Below are 25,797 nucleotides of genomic sequence, written 5' to 3'. Positions count from 1 at the left end.
AGATGAAAATCCCGGGCTGTGACCCGGGATTTCTTTTGGTTTTAAGCGCTTTAAGCTCAATCAGCTTTTCTTGTTATGGAAGATGAAGCCGATGAAGTTGAGGAGGAGTTGGGCGGCTAGGATTTGGGTTGAATCTGATGGGTCGTATGCTGGGGCAACTTCCACCAGGTCCATGCCAACCACATCGCCGCGTTTACTGAGGCCCTGCAGGATTTCCAGAACGTCATAGTACTGGAAACCGCCATGGCTTGGGGTGCCTGTGCCGGATGCGATGGATGGGCAGAAGGCGTCGATATCGATGGTCACGTAATAACGTGCACCTTCCGGAATGCGGCTGAGCACTGCTTCCGGCCCCAGTTCACGCACCTGACGGACGGACAGGATGTCAGAGCCCCTTGCTCGGGCATCGTCGTAGCCTTCTTTGGCGGTTGAGGACACGTTGCGGATGCCGAGCTGGGTCATTCCGGAGACGTAGTCTTTCTCAATCGCGCGGCGCATCGGGTTGCCGTGGCCTTCCGTGACGCCGTGGCGCTCATCTACGAAATCGAGGTGTGCATCGATCTGAATGACGTGGATTGGACCGTTCTTGGCGCAGTCTTCCTCAAACGCACGAATGCATGGGATGTTGATGGAGTGGTCTCCGCCAATCACCACAGGCAGAGCGCCTGCGTCCAGAATCTTTTTGACGCCCACCTGAATGTTTGCGTGGCTTTCTTCGGTTTTCGTATGAATGATGTCTGCATCTCCAATGTCAACGATGCGAACATCGCCGCCCAGATAGGTTGCATCATCCTCATGGTCGTAAGCCCCTGCGTGACCGAAGGAAAACAGCGTGGATGCTTCGCGGACAGCACGTGGGCCAAAGCGTGCACCTGAGCGCCACTGTGCGCCGAAATCAAATGGTGCACCGAGGACTGCTACGTCTGCATCAATGGCATCCCAATCCCACACATACTCTTTTTTGCCAAAGGTTGAGATGCCGACAAATGGCAGGTTCAAACGCCCGGACGCATATCCATGTTCAGACATATTTTTCTCCGTTACTTGATTATCTGTAGGCGAGTTCCGGGAGGAACAACGCAATTTGTGGGAACGCCATCACCAGCGCTGTGGTCAGCAGCAGGATCAGCAGGAATGGCGGTACGCCGCGTACAACATCCACGAACGGTCTGCGGAACACAGCGATGGCCGTGAACAGGTTGCAGCCGAATGGTGGTGTGGCTGCCCCAATGGCGACCTGCAATGTAATGAGAACACCGACCAGAACCGGATCCAGCCCTGTGGATTTGATGAGCGGTGCGAAGATTGGCACCAGGATCAAAATCACTACGATTGAATCGACAAACATACAGCCGATGAAGAAGGCCAGAATGATCGCGGTCAGCGTGAGCATTGGACCGGCTTCGTTGAGGCCCAGTGAGCTGATGATGGTTTGTGGCACCTGCGCAAAAGACAGGGTCCACGAGAACGCCGCGCCTGCTGCAATCAGGATGAACACCACGGAGGTGATTGCGCCCGTTGAGAGAGCGATGTCCGGTAGGTCTCGCAGGCGGATGGACCTGAAGATCAAGGCTTCCAGAACAACCGCATAGAGCACGCAGATGGCCGCTGCTTCTGTTGGCGAGAAGACACCGCCATAGATGCCACCGACGATGATAACCGGGAAGCCCATAGGCCAGACGGCACGTCTGACGGCCGTCAGTCGCTCGCCCCAGTCTGAGCGTTCCAGCACCGGAATGTCGTGCTTATAGGCATGCCACATGCAGTAGGCAGAAAAGAATGCCACGATGATCAGCCCAGGTACGATCCCGGCAATGAAGAGCTGAGAGATCGAGGTGCCTGAGACGACCCCGTAGATGATCATGCCGATGGATGGCGGGATCAGGTAGGCGAGATCAGCGGCATTGACGATGAGGCCGATGGTGAAGCTGTCTGAATAGCCGGACTTGAGCATGCGTGGACGCATGGCGCCACCAACCGCCACCACGGTGGCCTGCGTTGAGCCGCAGACCGCTCCGAACAACGCACAAGCGCTGGTGACCGATATGGCCAGACCGCCTTTGATGTGCCCCATGAACCGCATCACCACATCAATCAGACGATCGGCTGAATGGCCTCGTGTGATAACATCCGCCGCCAAGATGAACATGGGCACCGCCACCAAGGCGGATGGCTTGACGCCGCCGATCATCTGCTGGATCAGGATTTGCGGGCTGAAGTTTGGAAAGTAGATCAGAAAGCCGATGAAAGCTGCCGAGATCAGCGGCATCTTCATGGGAAAGCCGAAGAGCAGCAGGGCGATCATGACCGTGAGCATGAGTTCTGTCATTTCGCAGCCCCCTCTTCTTTTTCTACGAAGCGCGCCACAGCAGCGGCTGTTTCCGGGTCTTCGTAGCTGTCCACCTCCAGATAGGAGACGTAGATCTCCTCCTCAGCCAGATTGAGGTTTCGTAGAGCTGTCAGGAGATATTGCAGGGTTGCCAGAGCGAGGCCGATCACCACCCAGATGTAGGTGAGATAAAGCGGCACTTGCAGCGCAGGTGTGACCCGGCCACGGCTGGCAACTTTGGCAACATATTCAACGGCGTACCAAGTGAGGATGGCCATCATTGTTGCGGTCATGATCGTGATCAGGATCATCAGGATCTTGCGCACCTTTTTCGGTAATGCGTCGTAGATTGCGGACATGCGAATGTGGATGCCCTTTCGCGTGGCATAGCCCAGTCCCATGAACGTGATGATGACGATCAAGAACTCGTTGAGTTCCTCTGAGAAGTAGATCGACTGATGAAAGACATAGCGCCCGAACACATTCGCGATGGTGTTTACGGCCATGGCGATGATGCCCCAACTGAGGATAAAGACCTCAATCTTGCAGATTATGCCGTCAACTTTCCCGAGGAGCTTAAAGGGGACAGAACGGGGTTCCATCGGTTCCCTCCTCCAGTGAGCCCACACCCCATGCTATTCGCTGGAGTGTGGGTATTCCTTTATTGATGAGTTGACGCGATCTCAGTTCTCAGAGCGTCGAGCAGAACTTTGCCGCGATCACCTGCCGCTTCCACATACGCGCTTTCAGTTGCTTCGCTGCGGGCGCGGAAGACATCACGCTCTTCTTCCGACAGAACAACGAGATTGATATCCGGCTTGCTGGACTTGATGATATCGAGACGTTTCTGGTTGAAATCCGTGACAACGCCATCGATGAAGCCAGACATGCTGGCCATGGTTTCCCGGACCAGTTTCTGACGATCTGGTGAAAGTGTGTCGAACCAGTCTGTGCCGGCAACAACTGTGGTCACCAGCTCTTGCTCCCCTGCCCAGATGAGGTAATCGGTCACTTCATAGAACTTCATTTCCTCGATGGTCGGGACTGGATTGACCTGTCCATCAACGGCACCGAGCTGCAATGCGCCGAACACTTCACCAAATGGCAGCGGTGTCGGGCTAGCGCCCATGTTCTTGTAGGTCTCCAGCAGGATTGGAGAGACCATCACGCGCATCTTGAAGTTGGAGAAATCATCCGGGTTTCTGATTTCCTTGTTCGTCGTCCAGACCTGCGGTCCTTCGGAGTACATGGTCAGTACTTCCAGACCACGCTTTCGGAAATCATCATTCAGATCACCGTAGATGGTCTTGGAGTTGTTCAGAATGTCAGAGACTGCCTTGGCATCAGAGGGGAACAGATAAGGCAGCAGGAATATCTGACTTTCCGGGACAATGGTACCCAGATTGCCGATGGAAACATTGGTGAACTGGATCAGCCCGTCCGTTGCCTGTTCAACCGTGTCTGTTGGTGTGCCAAGTGTGCCCATCGGGAAGATTGTGATGGTCACATCCCCGTTGGTTTTGGCTTCAATACGTTTTTTAAACTCCTGCGCATACGCATCCATGATGGAGCCTGGAATTTCCTCAATAGCGAACTTCCAGTCTTCCGCATGGGCGCTGAGCGGTGCAGCACTCAGAACCATTGCAGCAGTCATTGCTTTTAGCGACTTAAGAATTGAGCTCATTTGATCCTCCCACAGAACTCGCTCTTCCTTCCTCGCCACCAGCACACTCGATGTTGAACTGAGAAAAAATATCAAATAAGTTATGTTTACATGAAATATATCAATGTAATTAAATTATCTGAGAACAGAAAGAACATTAGATGAAACTTCTCAGAAACAATCTCCTGGAAGCATTTTGTGCTGTGGTGGAATGTGGTGGTTTTTCAGAGGCTCAGTTCCGGTTGGGGATCTCTCAATCCGCTATCAGTTGCCGGATCAGAGATCTGGAAATAGCGCTGGGATATCGCGTGTGTGAGCGCGGGCGCAGTGGCTTTCAGCTGACCGAGCGCGGCAAGATCGCCTATGAGAAAGCCTGCGAGATCATCCGGATGGTTGAGGACTTTGATGCGGAGCTTCTGGAGCTACGTGGCACCATCACCGGACAGTTGCGCATTGGTATCGTGGATACGGTGATCAGCCTGCCGGGCTTTCCGCTTGTGCCTGCGCTGCAGCGGTTCTTTTCAAAGGAAAACGATGTCAATCTGGAGATCGTTGTTGCCTCACCCAATGACCTGAAAGAGGGTCTGATCACCGGCAGTCTGCATATTGCGTTGGCGCCCTTTAAGCGTAAGCGGGATGAGCTGGAATACATCAAGGTCTGCAGCGAAAACCACTTTCTCTACTGTGGCCGCGAGCATGAGCTGTTTGATGCGGACAAGGATGAGATCTCGCCGGAGATCCTGAGTAATCACGCTGTGTGCCAGCGTTCCTACGATATGATTGTTGCACGCGATGCCAAAACACCTGAGCCCAAAGCAATAGTGACCAACATGGAAGCTGCCGCTGCGCTTATTCTGAGCGGTAAGTTTCTGGGCGTTTTGCCAGATCATTATGCTACGCAGTGGGTTGAAACCGGCAATATGCGTTTGCTGGAGCACCCTAACCTGACGTGGACCTCAGAATTTTATGTCGCCTCTCGCAAATCCCAGTCTCACAGACAGGCGGTGGAATGGTTCATCAAGGCCTTGCTGCAGGAAGGGGTGATTTAGACGCTTGAGAGGAGGATGCTGGTTTCGCTGTTCATGACGCCTTCAATCAGGCGTACTTCACGCAGCACGCGGTCGAACTCCGAGAGGTTTTCGACGCGGATATCTGTGACCAGATCCCACTTTCCACTTGTGGTGTGCAGCACCTGAAGCTCTGGCAAACCGCGAAGCTTTTGAATGACTTGCGAGGTGTTGCGCCCCATCACCTCGATCATCATGACTGCTCTAATTTCGCCGCTGTCATAATCTTCGCGCACTCGGGCAGTAAACCCAAGAAGTGCCCCCGTCTCCAGAAGGCGATCCATCCGCGCCTGCACGGTCGCCCTTGAGACACCCATAATCTGAGAAAGTTTTGAAACCGGAGCACGCCCGTCCTGACGCAACAGGCCGATCAGTTGCCTGTCAAGGTCGTCATATATGTGTTTCGCAATCTGGTTTTGCTTCATACCCCGCCTCAACCCATGAGTTTAACAATAATATAAAAATCACATAGCAATCTGTCAAAAACTATCTTGCATACTTAGCAAGATTGATATGTTTTTTGCAATTTGTACAGTTGATACTAGGGAAACTGTAATTACTTGAGGAAAGCTCATGTCAGCCCCAGCCCCGTCAGAACGTGCATTCGTTCCATTCGTCAGCGTCGACAACATGATGAAACTGGTTCACCGCATTGGCGTTGAAACCATGCTCTCCGGCATTGCCGAGTATGTGGAAGAGGACTTCCGTCGCTGGGAGTTGTTTGACAAGACCCCTCGTGTGGCCTCCCACTCCAAGGAAGGCGTTATCGAGCTGATGCCAACCTCTGACGGTGTGACCTACGGCTTCAAGTATGTGAACGGTCACCCAAAGAACACCAAGGAAGGTCTGCAGACTGTAACTGCCTTTGGTCTTCTGGCTGATGTTTACACCGGCTACCCGGTGCTGCTGACCGAGATGACCGTTCTCACCGCGCTGCGCACTGCCGCGACTTCCGCTGTTGTAGCCAAGCATCTGGCTCCAAAGGATGCCCACACCATGGCCATGATCGGCAACGGAGCTCAGTCCGAGTTTCAGGCGCTGGCCATGAAGGAAATCTGCGGTATCAAAACCTTGCGCCTTTATGACATTGATCCGAAGGCGACAGAAAAACTGATGCGCAATCTGGAAGGTCGTGGTTTGACCTTGCAGCCATGCAAGAGCCCAGAAGAAGCTGCTCTTGGCGCACAGATCATTACCACCTGTACGGCTGACAAGCAGAATGCGACCGTTCTTTCCGACAATATGGTCGGCACCGGTGTGCACATCAACGCGATTGGTGGCGACTGCCCGGGCAAAACCGAGCTTGCCAGCGGCATCCTCTCCCGCTCTGACGTGTTTGTTGAATATCCACCACAGACCCGCGTTGAAGGTGAAATTCAGCAGATGCCAGAAGACTTCCCGGTTACTGAAATGTGGAAGGTCATCACCGGACAGGCAGAGGGCCGCACCAGCGACCGGCAGATTACACTGTTCGATGGCGTTGGCTTTGCGACAGAAGACTTCTCCGCTCTGCGTTACGTTCGCGATCAGCTGGAAGGCACTGGCCTCTACCACGATCTGGACATGCTGGCAGATCCGGATGATCCGCGCGACCTTTTTGGAATGGTGATGCGCGCCAATCCTGAAGGTGGAGAGACTGTATGAACCGCACCTCAGTTCAGGCCCCGGGTGCCGTTGTGATGGTTCGGCCCCATCACTTCTCAGTCAACGCTGAAACTGCTGTAGACAACGCCTTTCAGGCTGAGATCACAACAGATGCGGACCATGCCAAGCAGGCTTACGAAGAGCACTCTGCCATGATTGCGCGGCTGGAAGCTCATGGAGTTCGGGTGCATGTGTTTGAGGGCGACAATCCGGGGCTCCCGGATTGCGTTTTCCCGAACAACTGGTTTTCTACCCATGCGGGCGGGCATGTGGCCATCTTTCCGATGAAGGCAGAAAACCGCCGTCTGGAGCGTCGTCAGGACATTCTTGAGATGCTCAAGAGCAACTACCGTGTGCAGGATGTGATTGATTACTCCGGCCTTGAGCAGGATGGTCTTTTCCTTGAAGGCACCGGTGCCATGGTGCTCGATCATATCGACCGTGTGGCCTATGCGGTTGAAAGTGACCGGACCAACCCGATTGCACTGGAGCGTTTTTGCACGCACTTCAACTTCGAACCAATGGTGTTCGCGGCGGAAGACGACAAAGGCACCTCCATCTACCACACCAATGTTTTGATGTGTGTTGGAACCAACTTTGCGCTTATCGGCACCGAGATGATCACGGACACTGCACGGCGAGCTGAAGTAGTTTCTCGTCTGCAATCGACTGGACGTGACGTGATTGAGCTGAGCAATGCGCAGGTGTCCTCTTTTGCAGGCAATGCAATCGAGCTGATGGGCAAGGACGGCCCACTGCTTGCACTTTCGCAGACCGCATATGATGTTCTCACCGAAGAGCAACGAGAGCGGATCTCAGCTTCTGCAACATTGCTGCCGCTCGCTATTCCGACACTGGAACTGGCCGGAGGTTCCGTGCGCTGCACGATTGCGGGACTGCATTTGTCACCACGCCACTGATATGAATTTTCATGCCCGCCGCGCTAAACCTCGGCGGGCATGAGCTTTAAAGATCAATCATTTAACCCAAGCAGCTGGTCGATCAATGTGGTGAACATTGCAGTACCTATTGGGGTCAGCTCATCCGGGAAGTCATAGTCCGGATTATGCAGCTGAGGTTGGTTTTCGCCTGAGCCTAAAAAGAACATGGCTGATTTGGCTCCATCCAATCCGAACCGACCAAAATCTTCCGACCATCGCATTGGAAAATCCAGCTCCTTCAGCACCGCACCATTGTGCATTGCAGCTTTAATGATGTGATCGCGGCTTTCAGGATGGTTGACGCAAGCCAGAAAGATGTCGTGCCAGGAGATGGAGACTTCCAGATCTTTCGTTACACTCGCAACAGCTTGCTCTGCCCTCGCGACCATATCATCCATCAAAGCATCACTAATGGAGCGCAGCGTGACGCGCAGCTCGCCAAAGCCCGGCGCAATGCCAAAGGTCGGTTCTCCCAAACGAGCATGGGTTAAGGTGCTGAGCGCAAACTGATCATTCATTTCCCTGCCAGCACCCAGTGCAGCCAGCTCACCCATGAGTGTCGCCATTGCAGCAGCTGGAGACAGGCCATCTTCCGGCGCTGCCGCGTGAGAACTCTTGCCACGCAGGTTGATCTGCATGCCGCGAGAGGCACAGTTGGCATATTCACGGCATATGCTCACCTCTCCCATCGGGCGGCCCGGCAGGTTATGTAATGAGAATGCAAAATCTGGGCGGAACTCTGCGAACTTTGGATCCGCAATGACGGCTGGCGCACCTGCCCCGGTTTCTTCCGCTGGCTGGAACATGAGCAGCACACGTCCCTTTTGCGGTGGATATTTTGCCAGCATATACGCGACGCCCAGTACCATCACCATATGCCCATCATGACCGCATAGATGCCCCCTACCCGGAACTTGCGACCGATAAGGAACCTCAGAGATCTCCTCGATCGGCAGGCCATCCAGCTCACACCGGATCATCACCGTTGGCCCGTCTGCAGCCCCTTGATATTCGGCAATGACACCAAAGCCGCCAATCCCGCTGACAACACGGTCAGCACCAATCTGCTCCAGCTGCTCCACCACAAACCGCGCCGTCTGCTCTTCTTCCCCAGAGGCTTCCGGCGACATATGCAACGTCTGGCGAACCTTCGTAAGTTCCTCCAGCTGATCCTCCGTCAGAGCCTTAACAGCTGCATCCAACATAAAAACATCCTTCCCAAACCCGAGCATCTGCTCAAAGTGTTTTGAGGAAACCTATATCACCTCACCCGCGGCGCAACAGATTTTGCCGGTTTGGGCCGGGTTATTTGTTGGATTCGGAGCCGTCCTCAAAACTGTGTCATTTTATAAGGCACCCAGTAGTCCGCCAGTTCACTTGTATAGAGCCAATAAAACTGCGTGAGGAACAAATAGGCACATATTAGCGACGTTGTCACAAAGCGAAGGGCGTACCCTCTAAACACCGATACAATCAGAGGAAAGAACAGGATTTGAACCGGGAGGAAGTATTTTCCGATGCGATCAATGATGACAGCAGACGGAAGCAGTGGCAGAAGGATCAAAGAAAATACCGCGGCCCATGCCATCATCCTCATAACTTTATAGAGCCGCTCAGGAAGATTTGCGTGCTTCCCGTAAATCAGGAAACCAATGGCAGGTAAAGCGTTGAATGTTAGTCTGACCAGTGCTCCTCTTGATCCTGCGGAGGTCTCCACATAGCGCAACACGTAAACACCAATGCGATCTGCAAGCAGAAACTCCACCAAAAGCGCACAAATCCCAAGGATTGCCGGGTATAGTAGGAGACGGTTTTTTTGGGTGAGTACAAGCCAAAATATCAGGCATAAAATTGCAGTTCGGTGAAACAGTGCCCCAAGTAAAATGCAAACCAGGAACATTCTGACCCGGTTATGCGCCAGAAGTGCGAGACCGATCAGGATAAAACCCAAAGCGGTCGTTTGCCTGACATGGTCCATGGCCATGATTGTCACAATGTGCGGCATTGCAACTGCCATAGCCAGCCAAGGATAAGGTGTTAAGGCGGCAAACATCACCAGCCCAACTACTAGGATCACAGCACAAAAGAAGAAGACAGCTGATATCCCGAACCCAAGCTGAAACGAAAGCCAATTCAGAAAGCCATAGCCCGCATCAGTAAAAGCCATTGCGTTGATGAAAGGCATCTCAGTGATCAACTTGAAGATGTAGTTATACTGTAACCAGTCTTTCCCAACTTCAAAACGAAAACCGATGAACACACTCAAGGCAATGGCGAAGGATGCCAGAACTGTCCAACTCATAAAAGAAGTGCGCCTGTCAAATACAGACAACATGCTTCCCGAGTAGACAACACCACTGATGATAACATATGGCAACATTGGTTCTACGTCCCTTGAGCAAGCCGTCCTGCCTGCATGGTGCCGCCACCGCGAATATTCCTAATTCGCCTACCCATCTCAGCGTCTCCCTCCAGTGGGGAGAATTTTTCGGCACCATTACCCGGAAAGAACGTCATCTCCCCAAGCTTTAAGCCCGATGGCATGAAGTAGAAATCAACCCTCACGAAACCAAAACCTTTTGAAAGCTGTCGTGCTGCTTCTAACGCTTCGTCCATCAGAGCAGGTTTTGTCATCGGCGACGGGTTACGCTCGTAGCACATTGAGTATGGCAGAAGTTGCCAATCGGTATCGTAAAGCTGACGTGTGTGACGTGTGTACCGACCATGATCTACCTGAATGGCGAATGGCTCACCATCCGCACAAAAAAATTTGAAATCTTTCGGAGGATTACCCGTTTCATCCCGTAGTAATGGCTCTACAATTATGCGCTTACGCAGTCCTTTGTAATTGGGCTCCCGGCTACGCTTGTAATAGTCTTCAGAGAACCAGCTACGAAAGATCTCCAAATCTTCCAAAGAGAATGCCCGGCCATCCTTCGCAGTTCGGATCAGCGCTTCACCACTACCATGTGTCGATTTGGCGATGAGTTCACCAGAAAAATGAAATGCCTCTATTTCCCAAGTGTTTTCAAAAACACCGAGAGATGGAACTATGAGGTGATCCATCCCGATTTCAGAAAGCCACGCCTTAACCTCAGCCTTGTCGGTAACTCGTGTAGCCAACGACAAATCACCTCTAAACGCCCATTTCTGCGCGAGGATGTGCTCGTTAAAGCTGCGCGGGTTACGTGGATTCGGGAAGTAACCCAGTCGCTTGCGTGCGTTCAAAACTGATAAGGCGTTGTCCCAGAAATGTCCGGTTGGAAGGAAGTTTTGTAACTTCATGAATTTCACTCCTGGCCGCGAGGTAAAAGTGTTAGAAACGAAAGCTGCCATACTCGGCAAGCTAACCAACGCAAGCCCAAGGACCACGTCAGAATTGCGGTGAATGACGCGATTGCCGCTCCAGTTATGCCCAGATATGGGATCAATGCTGAGTTTGCTGCAACTGAGAAAATACCGGCACAAAAAAAGATCCAGGCGGTTTGCTTTTGGTGACCCTGCATGTAAAGCGCCTGCATAGTCGCTCCATTTGCTGCGACCACCAGATTTGCAGAGCATAAAATCAGCATTACCGGATAGGCTGGCAGGTACTCCAGGCCCGCCAGTAACCTGATAATTTGCTCCCCCCCGATAGCCAGCAGGACTAAAGACAACACTCCAAATCCTAATGAAAAGATCACGCTTTTGCGCAGGTATCCCGAGATCTGCGGGGTAGCTGTCGTTTTGTCAGCTGTAGCTAAGTACGGAGCATAGAGGTGACCAATCGCTTGTACCCCAAATGTGACGAGCACTGAGGCTTGAGCTGCTATGCGGTAGATACCGGCTTCCGTTTCGCCAGCAAGCGTTCCCAGAAGGATGGTGTCGATTTGCCGGTTGAAGATCAGAAGTCCGCTTACAACGGCAAATGGTGCAACAAGGCTGAGCCATTCGGTGCCATTCATTGATGAACCGTCGTGCTGAGAGAACAGAGAGCGAAGGTAAGGCCATGCGAGTGTGATGCTCAAAACAGTGATTGCTGCACCGGCTCCGATGTAAAGATATACAGCGTAGGCCCATCCCTCAGCGCGCATTTGCTCTGTTAATAGAAACGCGACACCGAGTACCAAGAGCGGCACGAGAACAGTGCCGACAAGGATAGCTGCATTTGGGCGAAAACTACCGCGTAAAACACCTTCCATCAGGCCTGTCACGCACAGGAATGGCAGTACCAAAGAGAATACTGCAACGCTCGCAATAAACACGTTCTCGCTATCGCTCATCATCACGGCACCCCAAAGAGCCATGATGATTGCAGATGCGTAGATCAATGATAGGCGTATGCCTGTCTTCAAGAGTGGTGAGGCTTTTTCTGCCCCATTACCTTCCCGAGCGATTGCCACGTGTTTGGTGATCAATGTTGAAGCGCCATTCTTAATCGGAATCGCCAATAACATGATTGTTGCCAAACCAAAGGCGAACACGCCAAACTCTGCGGGCCCAAGAATACGCGCTAGATAGATCGTCATGGCCGCGCCTGCCAGTGCCTCAGTTCCTTTAAGAACGAGTACTTTAATGCCAGCAGCATGTCTGAGCAGACGCGAAATCATAGATACATCCCTTTACGGCTTTTCTGATAGTTCATTGAAGCTTGCACGAAACTAGAAGTATCTCTCTGGAATGCGGATGCTATCACCTGGACGCAGGTAAAGGCGGGCACCCGTTAGCTTTACGGGAACCTCGTAATTGCTTCCCACCGGACGGATGAAAATGCTCGATGTATTTGCGCGGTAGGAGTAGCCGCCAGCAACAGCAATTGCATCTTGTAGTGTTAGTCCGTTTTTGTAGGAGTATTCACCCGGGCGAGCCACCTCACCCTGGATAAAGAACGGACGGGAACTCAGCACCTCCAGGCTCACACGCGGCTCTTTGAGATATCCATCCTTAAGGGCGGCTACGATGCGGCTTTCCAGCTCTTTCACACTGCTGTTATTGGCCGAAATGTCGCCGATGAGTGGCAGATCGAGTTTGCCCTGATCATCAACCACAAACTCACCTGACAGGTCTGGCTCCCCAAACACCATGACGCGTAACTTGTCACTTGGGCCAAGGCGATAAGCTTCGGGCTGAGAAAAGATGCGGTCGGAAGTTATCTGGTTTTGCGCCTCCTGCCCTGCAAACTCACCTGAAGCGCATCCCTGCAAGAGACCGAGGATAAAGAGACTTGTTAAGCCATTGAGCCATTTTTGCTTCACGCCATTTCCCTTTTCTTTTGTCCCATCCTTCTTCACTGAAGTGATCATCGAACGTGCGATCAACGCATTTTGTGAAGAGTAACTCTATGAATTTTCTATGTGATCTGACCCTGTACAGTTCAGCCTGCTTTATGAGGCTTGCTGCAGAACCGAGGTGTAGTGATTGATAACGATCCGCTCATCAAACGTTTGCTCAGCTTTTCTTCGTGAGGCCGTGCCCATTTCATTCACAGCGGCTTCACTCATCAGAAGAAATTGCCGCATGGCGGTTTCAATTGACTGGCCGCTTCTTGGCTTGCAAAGAAAACCGTTTTCTCCCTCATCGACCACATCCTTACATCCCGGCATGGTTGTGGTTATGATCGGGCGTCCCATTGCAGCAGCTTCAAGCAATGACCTGGGAGTGCCTTCCCGATAATAGGAGGGTAGCACCACACAATCAGCGTCGGCCACAACAGGCCGCACATCTTTAACTGGCCCGCGATACTCAACTACGCCATCGGCTGTTAGCCTCTTTATGTCAGCTTCATCTAATCCACCTGCCTTACCGGAACCTGACGGACCTAGCAGGACGAAACGGGCGTCTGGGAAGTTGGGCGCTAACGCACGTGCAGCTTCAACAAACTCCAAGACCCCCTTCTCTTTCAACATTCTAGCGACAAGGGTGAACGTTCTTTGACTGCCGGTGCCAGGCAATGCTGTGATCTGGAAGTTTGTGAGATCCACACCGGAACCGGGTAACAGGCAGGCTTGTTGCTCTGTAATGAGACCGCTTCTCACGAAGTAAGCCAAGTCCTCAGGGTTTTGAAGGAAAACACGAGGGCAGCGCCGGAAGGCGGTTTTGTAAAGTGTCTTGATCAGACGCGCGAACAAGTCATCACGATCGAAAACACTACCCATTCCCGTAATATTGGGAATGAAGGGCACACCAAGCAAACGAGAAGACATTGCGCCATAGATGTTCGGCTTAATCGTGAAGCCAAGCGCAGCATCAGGCTTATGCTTTCTTGTAATTTCAAAAATCCGCAGCAACAACTTTAGCTCTGCAACAACAGAAGTCCCTGTGGCATCCATAGGAAGCTCAACATAGGTCACTCCCATTTTTTGAAATTCAGGCGTGTACTCATCGCGCGGAGTGGCAGCGACAAGCTCATGCCCTTCTCGCTGTAGTTGTTGAAGTAATGAACGCCGGAAGTTGATTAGTTTAAAGCTACTATTAGCAACAAGAAGTATTCGCATTTGTCTTGGTCGATCAAGTAAACTAGATATGGTGATCGAACTCAATTGCCATAATACCGCACTCTCTCGAGTCAGCGGCCTCTCTCACAGCAATGAGACGTGATCCAATTGAGACTGGTGAACAGCCTCCGCTATTGTTGCCTTTAGTTTAAACTTTTACTCACTTACCCCAGTGACCATCTAACATTCAAAGCAACCCGAAGCGTAATATTTCGACACACACAAGCAAGTCAAATCAATAAAGCAAAAATAATAAGTATTATGAGGATTATTGGAATTTATATCTAACTTAATAAATTGCCATTACTATTTCATTATAATTATATTCAATTTCATATCTATAAATACCATCAGCAATGCAAATTCAAGTTAACTACATGCAACTACACATCAACTAAAACTTCAGCTGCACAGCCATCTCTCCCCAAAGTCAAGTTGAGAAATCAAATTTCTCAAAGCCATTATTGGCAGAAATCAGCCAATAATAGACAGTTATAGATATAAATAATTTTAGTGAATTTTAATGAAACACTACGCGCTTTCATTAAAGTATATATTAGTTAAAATATTCATATAATCCCGAATTAAGATAGCTAAACTATTATATGTAGTTTTATAAATTAAGTTATGTGACTATCTATATTTATTTCATTGACTTTATTACTTGGAATCAAATACCTAGCCCAACTGAAATCAGATTGGCATTGGTGAGATTTCTATGAAAAATCTAATCAATACACTGCCACATAGGATTTCTGTTGCGTTAGTTCGCAACCTGTTCGTGAGGTGGCTCTTCTGAGGGTGTTGAGGGCTTGCTCAAATTGAGACCATGACGGAGCGAAGTAACTCGCGCCGTGAGTGACAGTAGTTGAAATGCACCATGATTAGAATATTCGATATAGTCTTTAGTTTTGCTGTCTTGCTGCTTGTATCACCTCTGATGATTATCGCAGCTATTTTGGTGCGCACGAGACTAGGAAGCCCTATTATCTTCAAGCAAGACCGTGCAGGGCTGAACGGCGACGTGTTCCAGATCTACAAGTTTCGCAGCATGTCCGATGCGCGCGATGCACATGGAAACCTTCTGCCAGACGATCAACGCCTCACAACATTTGGACGCATTTTGCGGGCGACAAGTGTCGATGAGTTGCCAGGTTTCTTGAATGTTCTCAAAGGTGAGATGTCTGTTGTTGGTCCTCGCCCACAGCATGCTGGTTTTCTGAAGCATTATTCCAAGCGTCAGATGATGCGTCATTTTGTGAAGCCAGGCATCACCGGCTGGGCTCAAGTGAATGGACGTAACAGCATCGACTGGGATTCTCGCTTTGAACTGGATGTCTGGTACGTGGAGAACAAGAGCTTCTGGCTCGATATGAAAATCATCTTCATGACTATGGTCATCGTTCTAAAGCGCGAAGGCATCAGCGCTGCGGGGCATGCGACCATGCCAGAGTTTCGAGGAAGCCAACTCTCAGTGCAGCAAAAGGACTAGGCTTCGACGCATGAGCTGAAGCAGAGCTGTTCGAAAACCGAGAGATGCTGCCACTGCACATTGTGTAGATGGCAGCAAACCATTTTCGAAGTTCTCAAGACATTCAGCAATCTCTCAAGCATCAAACTTCCTGAGCACGACAGTCAAGACTGCGTTCCTCCCTTTTGACACAGAGTTTGAAACAGTCACGGAAAATGAGTTTCTCCCAATGCGCAGCTTAAAGTTCATTTTGGCAACTTGCATGGTCGGTTCTGCTTTCGAGCCGGCAACCGCTTCGGACCTTTCGGAGGCTTTGCTGCAAAACGCCGGAGGATATGGCCTTAAGTCTCATCCAGAATACAACGCCAAAGGCATTCGGCACGCCAACTGGATTTTTTTGCCCTCCCTCACCTCCGGCCTCTACTTTGACAGCAATCTCTATAAGACCAGAAGTTCTGCGGATAGCAGCATGGTTGGTCTATTTGCTCCTTCGCTGTCCATCAGTTCAGAGATCTCCCGTCATCGGTTTCGTGTAAACCTATCCGGCCAGAAAAAGCATGCTTTTTCAAAACCGAACGCCTCCACCTTGTCTGGCCGCGTCTCTACAGGTGCAAGATTGGAAGTTCTCAGAGACTTTACGTTGGATCTGGGCGCAGGCATGGAAGCCAGGCAGTATGAACTGGGCGAAGCCGATACGTCTTCGGATGCCAAACACGGCATTCGACGGGAAGCTTACTCTGCGACGGCTCGTATATCCAAAGTTTTCAATCGGCTGAGGTTCATCGGCGGAGGTACTGTCAGTCACTTTAATTATCATGACGTTGAAGCAAGAGACGGCAGCAGCATTGATCAGGATACGCGCGATGGCACGCGATATAGTCTGATTGGCAAAGTGAACTACGCTTTCTCGCCCGGACTGAGCACTTTTGTGAGTGCGGAATACAACGCACGCAACTGGAAAGCTTCTGGGGAAGATAATCGAGATTCAAGCGGTTTTGAGGTTCTGGCAGGGCTAGAAGTTGATAAGCGCGGCAATTTCCATGGCGCTGCAGGTATTGGGTATCTCAATCAAAATTATCAGTTGGGTAGCCGCGGAGATATCTCCACCTACTCCTTCAATGTGGACATGCAGTGGATGCCCTCTCCGCTTTTGGTTGTAAAAGTCAAAGGGAGACAAGCCGTCGAAGAAAGCTCACTTGATGGACAGGTTAGCAAGCTCACTTCGAATGCCAGGCTGTCATTGGATTACGAACTCCGTCGCAACCTCATCCTTTCACCGTTTCTTTCCTTCAAACGCGAAGATTACGCCGGCTCGGATCGCCGCGACAACACCTTCCGTGCACGACTGGAAGCAAAACATCTTATCAATCGCAACCTGAAATTCGGTGCCTACTATGACTTTGAAACACGCAAGTCATCTGAAGCTGACAACAGCTACGACCGGCATCTGATAGGGATAACCGCAAAAGTAGAGTATTGAGAGTCATGCAAAACTCCCTGGCATCGAATGCCCCGACAGAAGATATTATCAATCTTCGCCTGGCCTTTCAGTATGTACGCAAGTATTGGTCACTGATCCTTGGTGTTACCGGGTTTGTGACAGTGCTCGGCCTCACCTTTGCGTTTCTTGCAGCGCCTAAGTATACAGCTGTGACCTCCGTTTACATCGAAACGCGCGCGTCTAATGTGGTTGACGTGAAAGCTGTTCTTAGCGGCTTTGGCTCTGACAACAAGTTGCTGCAAAGCCAGATTGAGATTATCGGATCGAATGCGGTTGCCAAGCGTGTGATTGCAGAAAACGATCTTGAAAACTCCCCTGCCTTCCAATCAAAGCCTTCTTTGTTGTCGGAAGTCTTTACGAAAGTGACAGGCGAGCCGCCAGCTACGGTCAGTCTTGAACAGCGTGTACTTGATGGTCTTCACGTGACTTTGAACCGTAATACAACCGTGGTTGATCTTTCCTACCGGGCACATTCTCCAGAGATGGCCGCTCAGCTTGCCAACGCGTTTGCTGAAGCTTACCTGGCGGATCGTCTTGCTACCAAATACGATGCCATTCGTCAGGCCAGTGAATGGCTTAGCATTCGTTTGTCCGAGCTGGGTGTTAAGGTTCGCAGCTCTGAACAGGCCGTTGAGCAGTTCAGAAATGAATTTAACCTTCAGGTTGCAGGCGGCGGCACTATCAACGAAAAACAGATTGCTGCATTGAACCAGCAACTCGTCTTTGCCCGAACAAAAACTGCCGAAGCACAGGCACGAGTTGATCAAATTGACAAAGTGCTGGTGCGTGGCGGTTCCACCTCTTCCTTTGCCGATGCAGCTCAGTCAGCCGTTATTACACAACTGCGCGCAAAAGCTTCTGAAGTTGAACGGAAGGAAGCAGCGCTGACAGTGAAATACAGCCATAAGCATCCATCTGTGGTCAGCGTCCGCTCGCAGCTGAAGGACCTTCGAGATCAAATCGAAAAAGAGCTCCAGCGTATTGTTGATACGGCGCAGAATGAGCTGGCTGTTGCTAAACGACGTGAAGCCTCTATTTCTGACAGTCTTGAGCAGCTGCGTGATGTTACCAACTCAGAGAACCATGCTCAGGTTTACCTGCGCGAGTTGATCCGTGAAGCCCATGCGAACAGAACTCTTTATGAATCCTTCCTAGCACGTCTGAAGGAAACCCAAGAGTTTGAGAAAATGAACTCTGTCAGCAGCCGCGTGCTCAGCCCGGCTGAGGTTCCAAGCATTGCAAGCTTCCCGAACAAGAAACTTTTCCTGCTGGTCTCTGCTGTTGTGGGCCTCATTCTGGGGACCGCTCTTGCCCTTCTGATCGAGCAGTTTGACAACACACTGAAATCTAAAAGAGATGTCGAACGCCGTCTCGGCCTTCCTCTCTACTCTCAGGTGCCGCTGATTGAAGGTTATGCGTCGACTTCATCGCTCCGATCATTTTTCGGATTGCTGTTTGGAAAAGGTTTGGTGAGATCAAAAACTACCGGTAATGATGACGCCACGCGGTCTGAAGTTGCGCAATTCGCTTCTGCAAACCCTTTGAGCCACTACGCTGAGTCAATTCGCGCTCTGCGATCCTCTGTTAAGTTTGCGAGGATGGATGATCCTATCAAGACACTGCTGATCACCTCAGCGATCCCGGGTGAAGGAAAGTCTACGATCTCCCGCAATCTGGCTCACTACGCGGCAAAAGCTGGAGAACGGGTGCTGTTTATTGATGCAGATATGCGCAGACAGCTGGCCTCCGAAACTCAGGGAGATTCCAACGAGAAGAATCTGGCTGATGTACTGACAGGCAAAGTGACTATTGCGGATGCCGTAAAACACGAGGAAGGGTCAAACTTCTACGCCCTTCCAGCTCCAAATCACCGCGAGCTTTGGGAAACAGCTGAGCTTCTATCCTCTCAAGCGATGAAAACACTTTTGGAAGGTGCTCGTAAGAGCTTTGACCTCATTGTGATTGATAGCCCGCCCGTCATCCCGCTCATCGACAGCCGCGTATTGTCTCATGTTGTCGACGGCACTGTTCTGGTTGCTTCGTGGAACCACACGGATGGTGGGCTTGTTGAGCAGGCGAAGGAGTTGCTTGATCAGACACCGGGTAAGACGCTCGGCGTGGTGTTAAACAACTTTGACGTCAGCAAAGCACGGCTCAACAAGCATCAGGCTTCCTATGGGTATGGCTATTACAAGTGATAGTTCGGTAAGCCTTGATTTTTGAGAGATGCCTCCATGATCTTCCTGAGAATGATCATGGAGGCTTTTTCATTTTGGGGTGTCGATTTATCAGTGCGTTACTCAGCGATCCTGAGCACCTGTGCGATGTTGCGCATTGCGTCAGCGGTTGATCGTAGGGTAGGAAGCGGCATGCTCGGCTCTTATGATCAGGAAACGCACCTTGTCTGAACAAATCGAAATCGCTGCCAGGACGCTGGCTGATCTTTTTGATACTTCCAGCCCGCTTTTGCCAGTGGCGAGTGGGTCTCCTAAAGCATTTGCGAATGGGTTGGATGAAGCGCGGAAGCTTATTGAAGAGCGCTTTAATGCGCTGAGTGAGCTGACTGTTTTGCTGAACGGTGAGAGCGAGAAAACCGATGCGGTGCAAGGCGCTGCAATTGATTTGTTCCAGTGCTCAGGTTTCTTTTACCTTGCATTGATGCAGTACTCTGAGAACCTGCCAAACTCACTGCTGATGGCGGGATATGATATCTCTGTCGGGCGCATGCCTCCGGTGGTTTCCAAAGCTTTGAAGCGTGTTTCATTTGCGATGAAGAGCGCTATTACTGAGGACATCACCTTCATGTGCCCTCACCTTTCGAACATGACTGAGCAGAAAGAATTTGAAGGTCGGGCACAGGTGATCCTGGATAAGGTTCTGGCGCAAGCAATCGCCCGCACAGAACATGCTGTTTCTGCTTTGCAGGAAAATGAGAAGCTAGATGGCTACGAGCCCACTGTAGAAGACAAAGCACTGCGCACGCGTTGTGAGACGGTCGTGGAGCTGCTTGCTAAGTTGAGCCAACACTCTGCAAATCCACGTGATCTTGCCGTACGCATCAATGCGTTCAAGGATTACCTCAGCTAAGTCAATTAGCTAATGATGGGTGTCGTGGTGTGCTGCAAGGCGGCCTCGACTGCCCACAGGCGATCTTGCCCCCATATTGCGGTGGTGCCGAAACGATAGCTCGGCACGCCCCAGAGGCCGAGAGCGGTCAGATCTTCCCGGTTCTTTTCTATCTGCACACGCCAGTCACCGTTGTCGACAATTGTGCGGGCTTTGCTCCAATCCAGTCCAGCAGCTTCAACAATCTTCGCTAGTCCGTTGTCTGTGCTCGCATCCACTCCTTTGGACCAAACACTTGTCATGAAGGCACCACAATATTCTCTGAGGCGTCCCTCTTCTTCAGCATACTGCAACAGAGAGTATCCGCGTTCGATCGGGCGTCCTAACGGATCGCATATTCGACCGAACGGGATGCTGTGGTAACGGGCTTCGCGTGCAGCATCCATAAGGATGTACTTTCGTTTGGCCGGTGGTACTGGCAGGCCACGCATGACCATGGGCAGTACGGGGCGGATGTTGAGTTTGACGCCCAACCGATCGCTGAGTTCGCATGTTCTGTTGAAGGCGAGATAAGAGTATGGGCTTCGGAAGGACAGAAAGAGGTCGGTTTCACCGCAGGAAACCCTGGTATCACTCACGCCTTGATCCGGACCGTTTCTTCGGTCACTGGAAGGCGCTGGCCCTAAGCCGAGCTGTTGCAGGCGCTCTTCCAGATAATGGAGTCGATCAACGCCCCAGTACCATTCTCCTCCATAATAGAATGTGGCGCCGAGGTAATGGCCGAGTTTTTCAAGCAAGGCATCTCCCTGCGCCTTTACAGCTTCTACATTCACTTCAGAGACCGGTGCAATTTCTTTGTTTGACCACAACGCGTTACTGATGTCCTGCAGCTTCCCGATATCCATGCCCGCATTGAGGTAAGCTGCCATTGCAGCTTCAGCTTGGGCGATACGTTCCGTACTGGGCGTTTTTTGAGAGACTCCAGATAATCCCAAATGCACCGCGAGCTGGTTGGCATCCTTAAGCGCATATGCATCCAAGCCGGTCCGATCTGGCGTTGCCCATGCAGGAGGACCTGAGATAAGGTGGAACGTCAGTTTGACCGCATAATTCTGTTGGAACCCTGACAGTTTTTGAAGTGTCAGATGTGAGTATGGGTCAGACACATGATGGAAGTAATGAACTTCATGAGAACGCCCCAGACGCTTTCGCTGCTTCTCAAAGGCCTCACGTTTTCGGCGTAATCTGGTTTCACTTGTAATGTATTCCGCAATTCTGGATTTAATCGCTGAGCGAAATGACATGCAGATTACTCCCCACGCTTACAGACTAGCTCCTCAGATTTTTCCAGCTTATCTGCCAGTTGAAGCTGCGCGCAATTGAAACATCGTTTCACGTGACCTCCAGCTTCCCTCGCCTAGTGCGAGCGAACTGGACCCATTATTTCTTATGGATTGCTGCAAAAAGTTTTCTCAGATTACGCTCAAAGCGTCCGAATTGTGAGATTTCTATGCAGGAACGATTGATACAGCTTCTGGAATCTGTCGCGGGGTCTGCCAAGCCTGTCAGTGCGAATGACCTTGCGCAGATGACGAAGCTGCCACGAGCAACGATTTATCGGAATCTCTCGTCCCTGCTGGACTGTGGTTTTCTGGATGAAGTGGAGGATGGCAAGCGGTATGTTCTTGGCATCCGCTTTGTCAAAATCGCCCTGACCGGCAAATCGGATTCTCATGTTATCAAAGCTGTGATGGCTATGATCCATCGGCTGGTCATTGATATTGGCGAGACAGCCTTTCTGGCCCGTTATCGCGGAGGCCGGGTTGATCTCATTCACATTGAAACGCCGAGCGATCCAGCAATCCCCTACATCTATCCGGGCCTTGGCATCAGGCCAGCCCATGCGTGCTCCTCAGCCAAAGCCATTGCAGCTTTCATATTGCCAGAGCTGCGCGAGGAGTTGTTGGCTGGCGAGCCACACGGTTTTACCGCAAACACGTTGATAGACGCCTCTCAAATCGCAGCTGAACTGGAGCGCGTCCGGCGCTCAGGGTATGCGCTGTGCGATGGTGAGATCGAGGAAGGTGTTACCAGCGTTGCCGTTCCCATCAATGTGGACCGGCTTGGGTCCATCTTCAGCATGGGTGTTGTGGGCCCGACAAACCGGATCAAAACGCACCTTCACAGCCGTACTCTGCCGATTTTGATGGAAGAGAACATCCGGGCGGCGGCAGCAATACAACATTGTTCAATTGTAGATGCAGAAAGAGTGCATTCAGAAGCTATTGCAAACTAACCGGAGGCACAACGGAATACTCATTTATTGATTTTGGGGAGGATATTATGAATAGACGAGAATTTGTTGCGTTGGTTGCAGCTTCTGCGGCCATGACGGCTCCATTCAGAGCCTTTGCGGATGAGACCTGCCAGTCTCCGTACATGCCAAAGATTACGGGTCAGGAAGAGTTCGTTTATGTCTGGACACTGGGCGTGGAAGGTATGGGCGATGAACAAGATAAACTGGTCACAGTTGACTTGCGCCCGGACTCGCCAACGCGTGGTCAGGTGATCAACAGCCTGTCTGTTGGCGGTCGCAATGAAGCACATCATGGAGGGTTTTCAGCGGACCGTCGTTACTTCTGGACAGGTGGGCTGGACACCAACCGCATCTTTATCTTCGATGTGCATACAGATCCTTCAAAACCGACCCTGCACAAGACCATTGAGACGTTCGTTAAGGATTCTGGCGGTGTTGTTGGCCCACATACCTTCTTCGCCCTGCCCGGCAGTATGATGATCACCGGACTTTCCAATGATGATGATCATGGAGGGCGTACGGCGCTGGTAGAGTACAATGATGCTGGCGACTATGTGGCGACCTACTGGATGCCGACGACAGCCAACATGCAGGGAGCGGTTGCCGTTGGGGATGCTGTTGCTGATGGGTATGGGTATGACATCCGCGCGCTGATCCGCAAGAACGTCATGCTGACCTCCTCTTTCACTGGCTGGTCCAACTACATGATGGACTTTGGCCAAATGCTGCAGGATGCAGATGCCATGAAGCGGTTTGGGAACACCATCGTGCAGTGGGACTTACATACACGCCAGCCACGCAAAGTATTCAATGTGCCGGGAGCTCCATTGGAGATCCGTTTCCCGTGGGGACCGAACGCGAACTATGCCTTCTCAACCACAGCGCTGACCTCCAAACTCTGGCTGATCTACGAGGACGAGGATGGCGAGTGGCAGGCCAAGGATGTGGCGGATATTGGCAATCCCGCAGACATTCCACTGCCGGTCGACATTTCCATCGCAGCGGATGACCAGACGCTTTGGGTCAACAGTTTCATGGATGGCAAGACCCGCCTCTTTGATATCTCAGATCCGCATAAGCCTTTTCAGATTTACGAGAAAACCATCGATCGGCAGGTCAACATGGTCAGCCAGAGCTGGGACGGCAAACGCGTTTACTTCTCATCCTCTCTGCTCGCCAACTGGGACAAGAAAGGTGATGATGACGTCCAGTATCTGCGGGCCTTTAGCTGGGATGGCAAAGAGCTTGTCGAAGACTTCAACATCGACTTTTACAAGCTTGGCCTTGGGCGCGCGCACATCATGCGTTTTGGCAGCTCAGAGCTTTACTCAAGCTAAATCCGGTTCAGCACGGGGCGGCTTGATTGCTGTCCCGTGTTTGTTTCATGAAGCTGGTCGGTGATATGCGTTTACTCAAGAAAATCCTTGCAGTGAGTTGTCTTGCTGCGGTTGTGCCTGTGCTTTGGTATGCGATGGTGACTAGTCAGGCAGCTGCCTCACGCCCCTTCGCAGCGGCCTTCAGTGCCAGTGAAGAATTCCAGTTTGAACCACCTGCACCGGGCTCTTATCGCCTGAACACATTCAAAGCTGCTCCTGATGGACAAGTGCTCGATGTTCATGGAGCATCCAAGAACCTGAGTGAGCTCACGGGTGGCAAGATCAGTCTGGTGAGTTTCGTTTATCTCATGTGCGGTGATGTCAACGGTTGCCCGATTGCCATGTCGACGCTCTTTGAGATTTACGAGACCAGCGAGAAGCTTCCAAGCCTTCGCGAGGATGTTCAACTGCTGACAATTAGCTTTGATCCCTCACGCGATACGGTGGAGGCGATCAACTCCTTCGCCTACCCCATGCAGATTGATGAACACGCAAAGAAAAAGCTCCCCTGGCATGTGTTGACGACATCTGGCATGGAAGCCTTGCAGCCTATTCTGGATGGATATGGTCAGGTGGTTGACCGTTCTAACGATCAGGATGTGATCAATCATTTGCTGCGGATGTATCTGGTTGATCGCCAAGGGAACATCCGCAACGTTTATGGATTGGGGACGATTGATCCACGCCTGCTGATCACGGACGTTGAGACTCTCATGATGGAAGAAAGCAGGTCCTGATGCGGCGCTTCTCATTTTCATGCATCATGCTTGGTTTTCTGATTTCCTCGAGTGAGGTAATCGCGCAACCGAGCTGTGAGACTGACCCGGAAAGCTGGTCTGAGGCCGCTTTACAACGGTCTCTCTCCACTCCGCTCGGACTTCCGCCCATTCCTCATCCGGCAGACAATCCACCCACGCGCACGAAGATTGAGCTGGGCCGGAAGTTGTTTTTTGACCGGCGTTTATCCATCAACCGTACCATGTCCTGCGCCATGTGCCATGTGCCCGAGCAAGGGTTCACCAACTGGGAACTGAGCACGGCGATCGGCGTTGAAGGGCGCAGCATCAAGCGAAATTCACCCAGTATTCTCAATGTTGGGTATCTCAGCACCCTCTTCCATGACGGACGAGATCCTTCGCTGGAAACTCAGTTCATCGGCCCTCTTACGGCACGAAATGAAATGGCCAACCCATCGGCAGGTCATGTGGTCTCGCTGCTAAACAGCTTGCCTGAGTATCAGTCGTTGTTTGATGACGCCTTTGGCGCACATGCTTCTCTCGACCGCATTGGAATGGCTCTTGGGGCCTACCAGCGGTCTGTAATGGCCGGAAACAGTCCCTTTGACCAATGGCACTTTGGAGGAAACGAGGCAGCTGTATCTGACGCAGCTAAACGCGGCTACGAAATTTTTAAAGGCAAAGGCGGCTGCAGCGGTTGTCATTTGATTGAGGAGGAGCACGCGCTTTTCACAGATGATCAGTTTCACGACACCGGCTATGGCCAAATGCGCGAAAATGAGCGGCAAAACCCACCATCAAGCATCCCTGTACAGGTTGCACCGGGCGTTGTGCATCAGATGGACTTTTCTAAGGTGCTTTCCGTTAGTGCAAAGCGGGAGGCGGATCTGGGACGTTATGAAGTCACTGAAGTCCCATCAGACCGTTGGAAGTTCCGCACCCCTACTCTGCGCAACCTCACCATCACCCCACCTTACATGCATGATGGGCACTTCAGTACACTGACTGAGGTCATCAGGTTTTACGACCAAGGCGGATCAGGCCTGCCCGGACAGGATCCACGGATACGTCCTCTCAAGCTGACGGGTGTTGAGAGAACAGATCTTGAGGCGTTTTTGCGAAGTTTGACGTCGCCAGATCTGGATTGCCTGACCGCTGAAGCCAGAATTGAGCAGCCTGATAATTACTAGAGACAAGCTGCGTTTCTAACTC

Annotated in this window: 24 protein-coding genes; 12 read left to right on the top strand and 12 right to left on the bottom strand. The window is 51.4% G+C overall.

Annotated elements, in window-relative coordinates:
- Nucleotides 1–60: 60 nt before the first annotated feature.
- The 4 genes from speB to AC3CB2_RS05120 are packed head-to-tail and all read right to left on the bottom strand — an operon-like array spanning nt 61 to nt 4,013.
- The gene (speB, locus tag AC3CB2_RS05135) at nt 61–1,029 is read right to left on the bottom strand and encodes an agmatinase (RefSeq protein WP_008546342.1); all 969 of its coding nucleotides are present in this window, start codon (nt 1,027–1,029) and stop codon (nt 61–63) included.
- 19 nt (nt 1,030–1,048) lie between these two features.
- Nucleotides 1,049–2,329, bottom strand: a complete 1,281-nt coding sequence (locus AC3CB2_RS05130) for a TRAP transporter large permease (RefSeq protein ID WP_008546870.1) — start codon at nt 2,327–2,329, stop codon at nt 1,049–1,051.
- Nucleotides 2,326–2,931 carry a TRAP transporter small permease gene (locus AC3CB2_RS05125; protein ID WP_352930408.1) on the bottom strand — a complete coding sequence of 202 codons (606 nt, stop codon included), beginning with the start codon at nt 2,929–2,931 and terminating at the stop codon, nt 2,326–2,328. Before AC3CB2_RS05125 ends, AC3CB2_RS05130 begins: the two co-directional genes overlap by 4 nt.
- A gap of 59 nt (nt 2,932–2,990) precedes the next feature.
- On the bottom strand, nt 2,991–4,013 hold the full coding sequence (locus AC3CB2_RS05120; RefSeq protein ID WP_041768521.1) for a TRAP transporter substrate-binding protein: 1,023 nt from the start codon (nt 4,011–4,013) through the stop codon (nt 2,991–2,993).
- 140 nt (nt 4,014–4,153) lie between these two features.
- On the opposite strand from AC3CB2_RS05120, the gene AC3CB2_RS05115 reads away from it, so the two are divergent.
- Nucleotides 4,154–5,041, top strand: coding sequence for a LysR family transcriptional regulator (locus AC3CB2_RS05115; RefSeq protein ID WP_352930410.1), 888 nt, complete (start codon nt 4,154–4,156; stop codon nt 5,039–5,041).
- Here the strand turns inward: AC3CB2_RS05115 and AC3CB2_RS05110 are convergent.
- A complete protein-coding gene (locus AC3CB2_RS05110) occupies nt 5,038–5,484 on the bottom strand; it encodes an Lrp/AsnC family transcriptional regulator (RefSeq protein ID WP_075697437.1) in 447 nt (148 codons plus the stop codon). The two genes, AC3CB2_RS05115 and AC3CB2_RS05110, sit on opposite strands and share 4 nt — an antisense overlap.
- Before the next feature lie 148 nt (nt 5,485–5,632).
- Here AC3CB2_RS05110 and ocd point away from each other — a divergent pair, with 148 nt between their 5' ends.
- Together ocd and ctlX are read left to right on the top strand one after the other, a co-directional pair.
- Nucleotides 5,633–6,703, top strand: a complete 1,071-nt coding sequence (gene ocd, locus AC3CB2_RS05105) for an ornithine cyclodeaminase (RefSeq protein ID WP_352930412.1) — start codon at nt 5,633–5,635, stop codon at nt 6,701–6,703.
- On the top strand, nt 6,700–7,623 hold the full coding sequence (gene ctlX / locus AC3CB2_RS05100; protein ID WP_352930414.1) for a citrulline utilization hydrolase CtlX: 924 nt from the start codon (nt 6,700–6,702) through the stop codon (nt 7,621–7,623). The genes ocd and ctlX overlap by 4 nt, the downstream gene beginning before the upstream one ends.
- A 53-nt stretch (nt 7,624–7,676) precedes the next feature.
- On the opposite strand, the gene AC3CB2_RS05095 is transcribed toward ctlX, so the two are convergent.
- From AC3CB2_RS05095 to AC3CB2_RS05070, 6 genes are all read right to left on the bottom strand, one after another.
- The gene (locus tag AC3CB2_RS05095; RefSeq protein ID WP_352930415.1) at nt 7,677–8,849 is read right to left on the bottom strand and encodes an amidohydrolase; all 1,173 of its coding nucleotides are present in this window, start codon (nt 8,847–8,849) and stop codon (nt 7,677–7,679) included.
- Nucleotides 8,850–8,974: 125 nt separating this feature from the next.
- The gene (locus tag AC3CB2_RS05090; protein ID WP_352930416.1) at nt 8,975–9,946 is read right to left on the bottom strand and encodes an EpsG family protein; all 972 of its coding nucleotides are present in this window, start codon (nt 9,944–9,946) and stop codon (nt 8,975–8,977) included.
- A gap of 83 nt (nt 9,947–10,029) precedes the next feature.
- On the bottom strand, nt 10,030–10,929 hold the full coding sequence (locus AC3CB2_RS05085; protein ID WP_352930417.1) for an ATP-grasp fold amidoligase family protein: 900 nt from the start codon (nt 10,927–10,929) through the stop codon (nt 10,030–10,032).
- Nucleotides 10,930–10,934: 5 nt separating this feature from the next.
- Nucleotides 10,935–12,233: an oligosaccharide flippase family protein gene (locus AC3CB2_RS05080; protein ID WP_352930418.1), complete on the bottom strand. Its 1,299-nt coding sequence runs from the start codon at nt 12,231–12,233 to the stop codon at nt 10,935–10,937.
- A 51-nt stretch (nt 12,234–12,284) separates the two neighbouring features.
- On the bottom strand, nt 12,285–12,878 hold the full coding sequence (locus AC3CB2_RS05075) for a polysaccharide biosynthesis/export family protein (protein ID WP_208608683.1): 594 nt from the start codon (nt 12,876–12,878) through the stop codon (nt 12,285–12,287).
- A 129-nt stretch (nt 12,879–13,007) separates the two neighbouring features.
- A complete protein-coding gene (locus AC3CB2_RS05070) occupies nt 13,008–14,117 on the bottom strand; it encodes a glycosyltransferase family 4 protein (RefSeq protein ID WP_352930421.1) in 1,110 nt (369 codons plus the stop codon).
- Between the two features lie 880 nt (nt 14,118–14,997).
- Here AC3CB2_RS05070 and AC3CB2_RS05065 point away from each other — a divergent pair.
- The 5 genes from AC3CB2_RS05065 (at nt 14,998) to AC3CB2_RS05045 (ending at nt 20,176) form a co-directional block, all read left to right on the top strand.
- Entirely contained in the window at nt 14,998–15,609 is a 612-nt protein-coding gene (locus tag AC3CB2_RS05065) for a sugar transferase (RefSeq protein ID WP_008546424.1), read from the top strand.
- 241 nt (nt 15,610–15,850) lie between these two features.
- Entirely contained in the window at nt 15,851–17,068 is a 1,218-nt protein-coding gene (locus AC3CB2_RS05060) for an outer membrane beta-barrel protein (RefSeq protein ID WP_352930422.1), read from the top strand.
- Between the two features lie 5 nt (nt 17,069–17,073).
- Nucleotides 17,074–19,287 carry a GumC family protein gene (locus tag AC3CB2_RS05055; RefSeq protein ID WP_352930424.1) on the top strand — a complete coding sequence of 738 codons (2,214 nt, stop codon included), beginning with the start codon at nt 17,074–17,076 and terminating at the stop codon, nt 19,285–19,287.
- A gap of 36 nt (nt 19,288–19,323) precedes the next feature.
- Nucleotides 19,324–19,497 carry a hypothetical protein gene (locus AC3CB2_RS05050; RefSeq protein WP_352930426.1) on the top strand — a complete coding sequence of 58 codons (174 nt, stop codon included), beginning with the start codon at nt 19,324–19,326 and terminating at the stop codon, nt 19,495–19,497.
- Nucleotides 19,490–20,176 carry a hypothetical protein gene (locus tag AC3CB2_RS05045; protein ID WP_352930428.1) on the top strand — a complete coding sequence of 229 codons (687 nt, stop codon included), beginning with the start codon at nt 19,490–19,492 and terminating at the stop codon, nt 20,174–20,176. The genes AC3CB2_RS05050 and AC3CB2_RS05045 overlap by 8 nt, the downstream gene beginning before the upstream one ends.
- Nucleotides 20,177–20,181: 5 nt before the next feature.
- Here AC3CB2_RS05045 and AC3CB2_RS05040 read toward each other — a convergent pair whose 3' ends face one another.
- The gene (locus AC3CB2_RS05040; RefSeq protein ID WP_352930430.1) at nt 20,182–21,459 is read right to left on the bottom strand and encodes a DsbA family protein; all 1,278 of its coding nucleotides are present in this window, start codon (nt 21,457–21,459) and stop codon (nt 20,182–20,184) included.
- Between the two features lie 206 nt (nt 21,460–21,665).
- Between AC3CB2_RS05040 and AC3CB2_RS05035 the strand changes: the two genes are divergently transcribed.
- From AC3CB2_RS05035 to AC3CB2_RS05020, 4 genes are all read left to right on the top strand, one after another.
- Entirely contained in the window at nt 21,666–22,451 is a 786-nt protein-coding gene (locus AC3CB2_RS05035) for an IclR family transcriptional regulator (protein WP_352930432.1), read from the top strand.
- 47 nt (nt 22,452–22,498) lie between these two features.
- The gene (mtoX, locus tag AC3CB2_RS05030) at nt 22,499–23,809 is read left to right on the top strand and encodes a methanethiol oxidase (RefSeq protein ID WP_352930434.1); all 1,311 of its coding nucleotides are present in this window, start codon (nt 22,499–22,501) and stop codon (nt 23,807–23,809) included.
- Between the two features lie 65 nt (nt 23,810–23,874).
- The gene (locus AC3CB2_RS05025; protein ID WP_488393234.1) at nt 23,875–24,585 is read left to right on the top strand and encodes an SCO family protein; all 711 of its coding nucleotides are present in this window, start codon (nt 23,875–23,877) and stop codon (nt 24,583–24,585) included.
- Entirely contained in the window at nt 24,585–25,775 is a 1,191-nt protein-coding gene (locus AC3CB2_RS05020) for a cytochrome-c peroxidase (protein ID WP_352930437.1), read from the top strand. Before AC3CB2_RS05025 ends, AC3CB2_RS05020 begins: the two co-directional genes overlap by 1 nt.
- The last annotated feature ends 22 nt before the right edge of the window (nt 25,776–25,797 follow it).

This window comes from Pseudovibrio sp. SCP20 (assembly GCF_057774105.1).
This window is presented reverse-complemented; position numbering and strand designations above follow the sequence as displayed.

Excerpts from the sequence above, each read along its gene's own strand:
- speB (WP_008546342.1), bottom strand. The coding sequence starts at position 1,029 with ATGTCTGAACATGGATATGCGTCCGGGCGTTTGAACCTGCCATTTGTC.
- AC3CB2_RS05130 (WP_008546870.1), bottom strand. The coding sequence starts at position 2,329 with ATGACAGAACTCATGCTCACGGTCATGATCGCCCTGCTGCTCTTCGGC.
- AC3CB2_RS05125 (WP_352930408.1), bottom strand. The coding sequence starts at position 2,931 with ATGGAACCCCGTTCTGTCCCCTTTAAGCTCCTCGGGAAAGTTGACGGC.
- AC3CB2_RS05120 (WP_041768521.1), bottom strand. The coding sequence starts at position 4,013 with ATGAGCTCAATTCTTAAGTCGCTAAAAGCAATGACTGCTGCAATGGTT.
- AC3CB2_RS05115 (WP_352930410.1), top strand. The coding sequence starts at position 4,154 with ATGAAACTTCTCAGAAACAATCTCCTGGAAGCATTTTGTGCTGTGGTG.
- AC3CB2_RS05110 (WP_075697437.1), bottom strand. The coding sequence starts at position 5,484 with ATGAAGCAAAACCAGATTGCGAAACACATATATGACGACCTTGACAGG.
- ocd (WP_352930412.1), top strand. The coding sequence starts at position 5,633 with ATGTCAGCCCCAGCCCCGTCAGAACGTGCATTCGTTCCATTCGTCAGC.
- ctlX (WP_352930414.1), top strand. The coding sequence starts at position 6,700 with ATGAACCGCACCTCAGTTCAGGCCCCGGGTGCCGTTGTGATGGTTCGG.
- AC3CB2_RS05095 (WP_352930415.1), bottom strand. The coding sequence starts at position 8,849 with ATGTTGGATGCAGCTGTTAAGGCTCTGACGGAGGATCAGCTGGAGGAA.
- AC3CB2_RS05090 (WP_352930416.1), bottom strand. The coding sequence starts at position 9,946 with ATGAGTTGGACAGTTCTGGCATCCTTCGCCATTGCCTTGAGTGTGTTC.
- AC3CB2_RS05085 (WP_352930417.1), bottom strand. The coding sequence starts at position 10,929 with ATGAAGTTACAAAACTTCCTTCCAACCGGACATTTCTGGGACAACGCC.
- AC3CB2_RS05080 (WP_352930418.1), bottom strand. The coding sequence starts at position 12,233 with ATGATTTCGCGTCTGCTCAGACATGCTGCTGGCATTAAAGTACTCGTT.
- AC3CB2_RS05070 (WP_352930421.1), bottom strand. The coding sequence starts at position 14,117 with ATGCGAATACTTCTTGTTGCTAATAGTAGCTTTAAACTAATCAACTTC.
- AC3CB2_RS05065 (WP_008546424.1), top strand. The coding sequence starts at position 14,998 with ATGATTAGAATATTCGATATAGTCTTTAGTTTTGCTGTCTTGCTGCTT.
- AC3CB2_RS05060 (WP_352930422.1), top strand. The coding sequence starts at position 15,851 with ATGGTCGGTTCTGCTTTCGAGCCGGCAACCGCTTCGGACCTTTCGGAG.
- AC3CB2_RS05055 (WP_352930424.1), top strand. The coding sequence starts at position 17,074 with ATGCAAAACTCCCTGGCATCGAATGCCCCGACAGAAGATATTATCAAT.
- AC3CB2_RS05050 (WP_352930426.1), top strand. The coding sequence starts at position 19,324 with ATGATCTTCCTGAGAATGATCATGGAGGCTTTTTCATTTTGGGGTGTC.
- AC3CB2_RS05040 (WP_352930430.1), bottom strand. The coding sequence starts at position 21,459 with ATGTCATTTCGCTCAGCGATTAAATCCAGAATTGCGGAATACATTACA.
- AC3CB2_RS05035 (WP_352930432.1), top strand. The coding sequence starts at position 21,666 with ATGCAGGAACGATTGATACAGCTTCTGGAATCTGTCGCGGGGTCTGCC.
- mtoX (WP_352930434.1), top strand. The coding sequence starts at position 22,499 with ATGAATAGACGAGAATTTGTTGCGTTGGTTGCAGCTTCTGCGGCCATG.
- AC3CB2_RS05025 (WP_488393234.1), top strand. The coding sequence starts at position 23,875 with ATGCGTTTACTCAAGAAAATCCTTGCAGTGAGTTGTCTTGCTGCGGTT.
- AC3CB2_RS05020 (WP_352930437.1), top strand. The coding sequence starts at position 24,585 with ATGCGGCGCTTCTCATTTTCATGCATCATGCTTGGTTTTCTGATTTCC.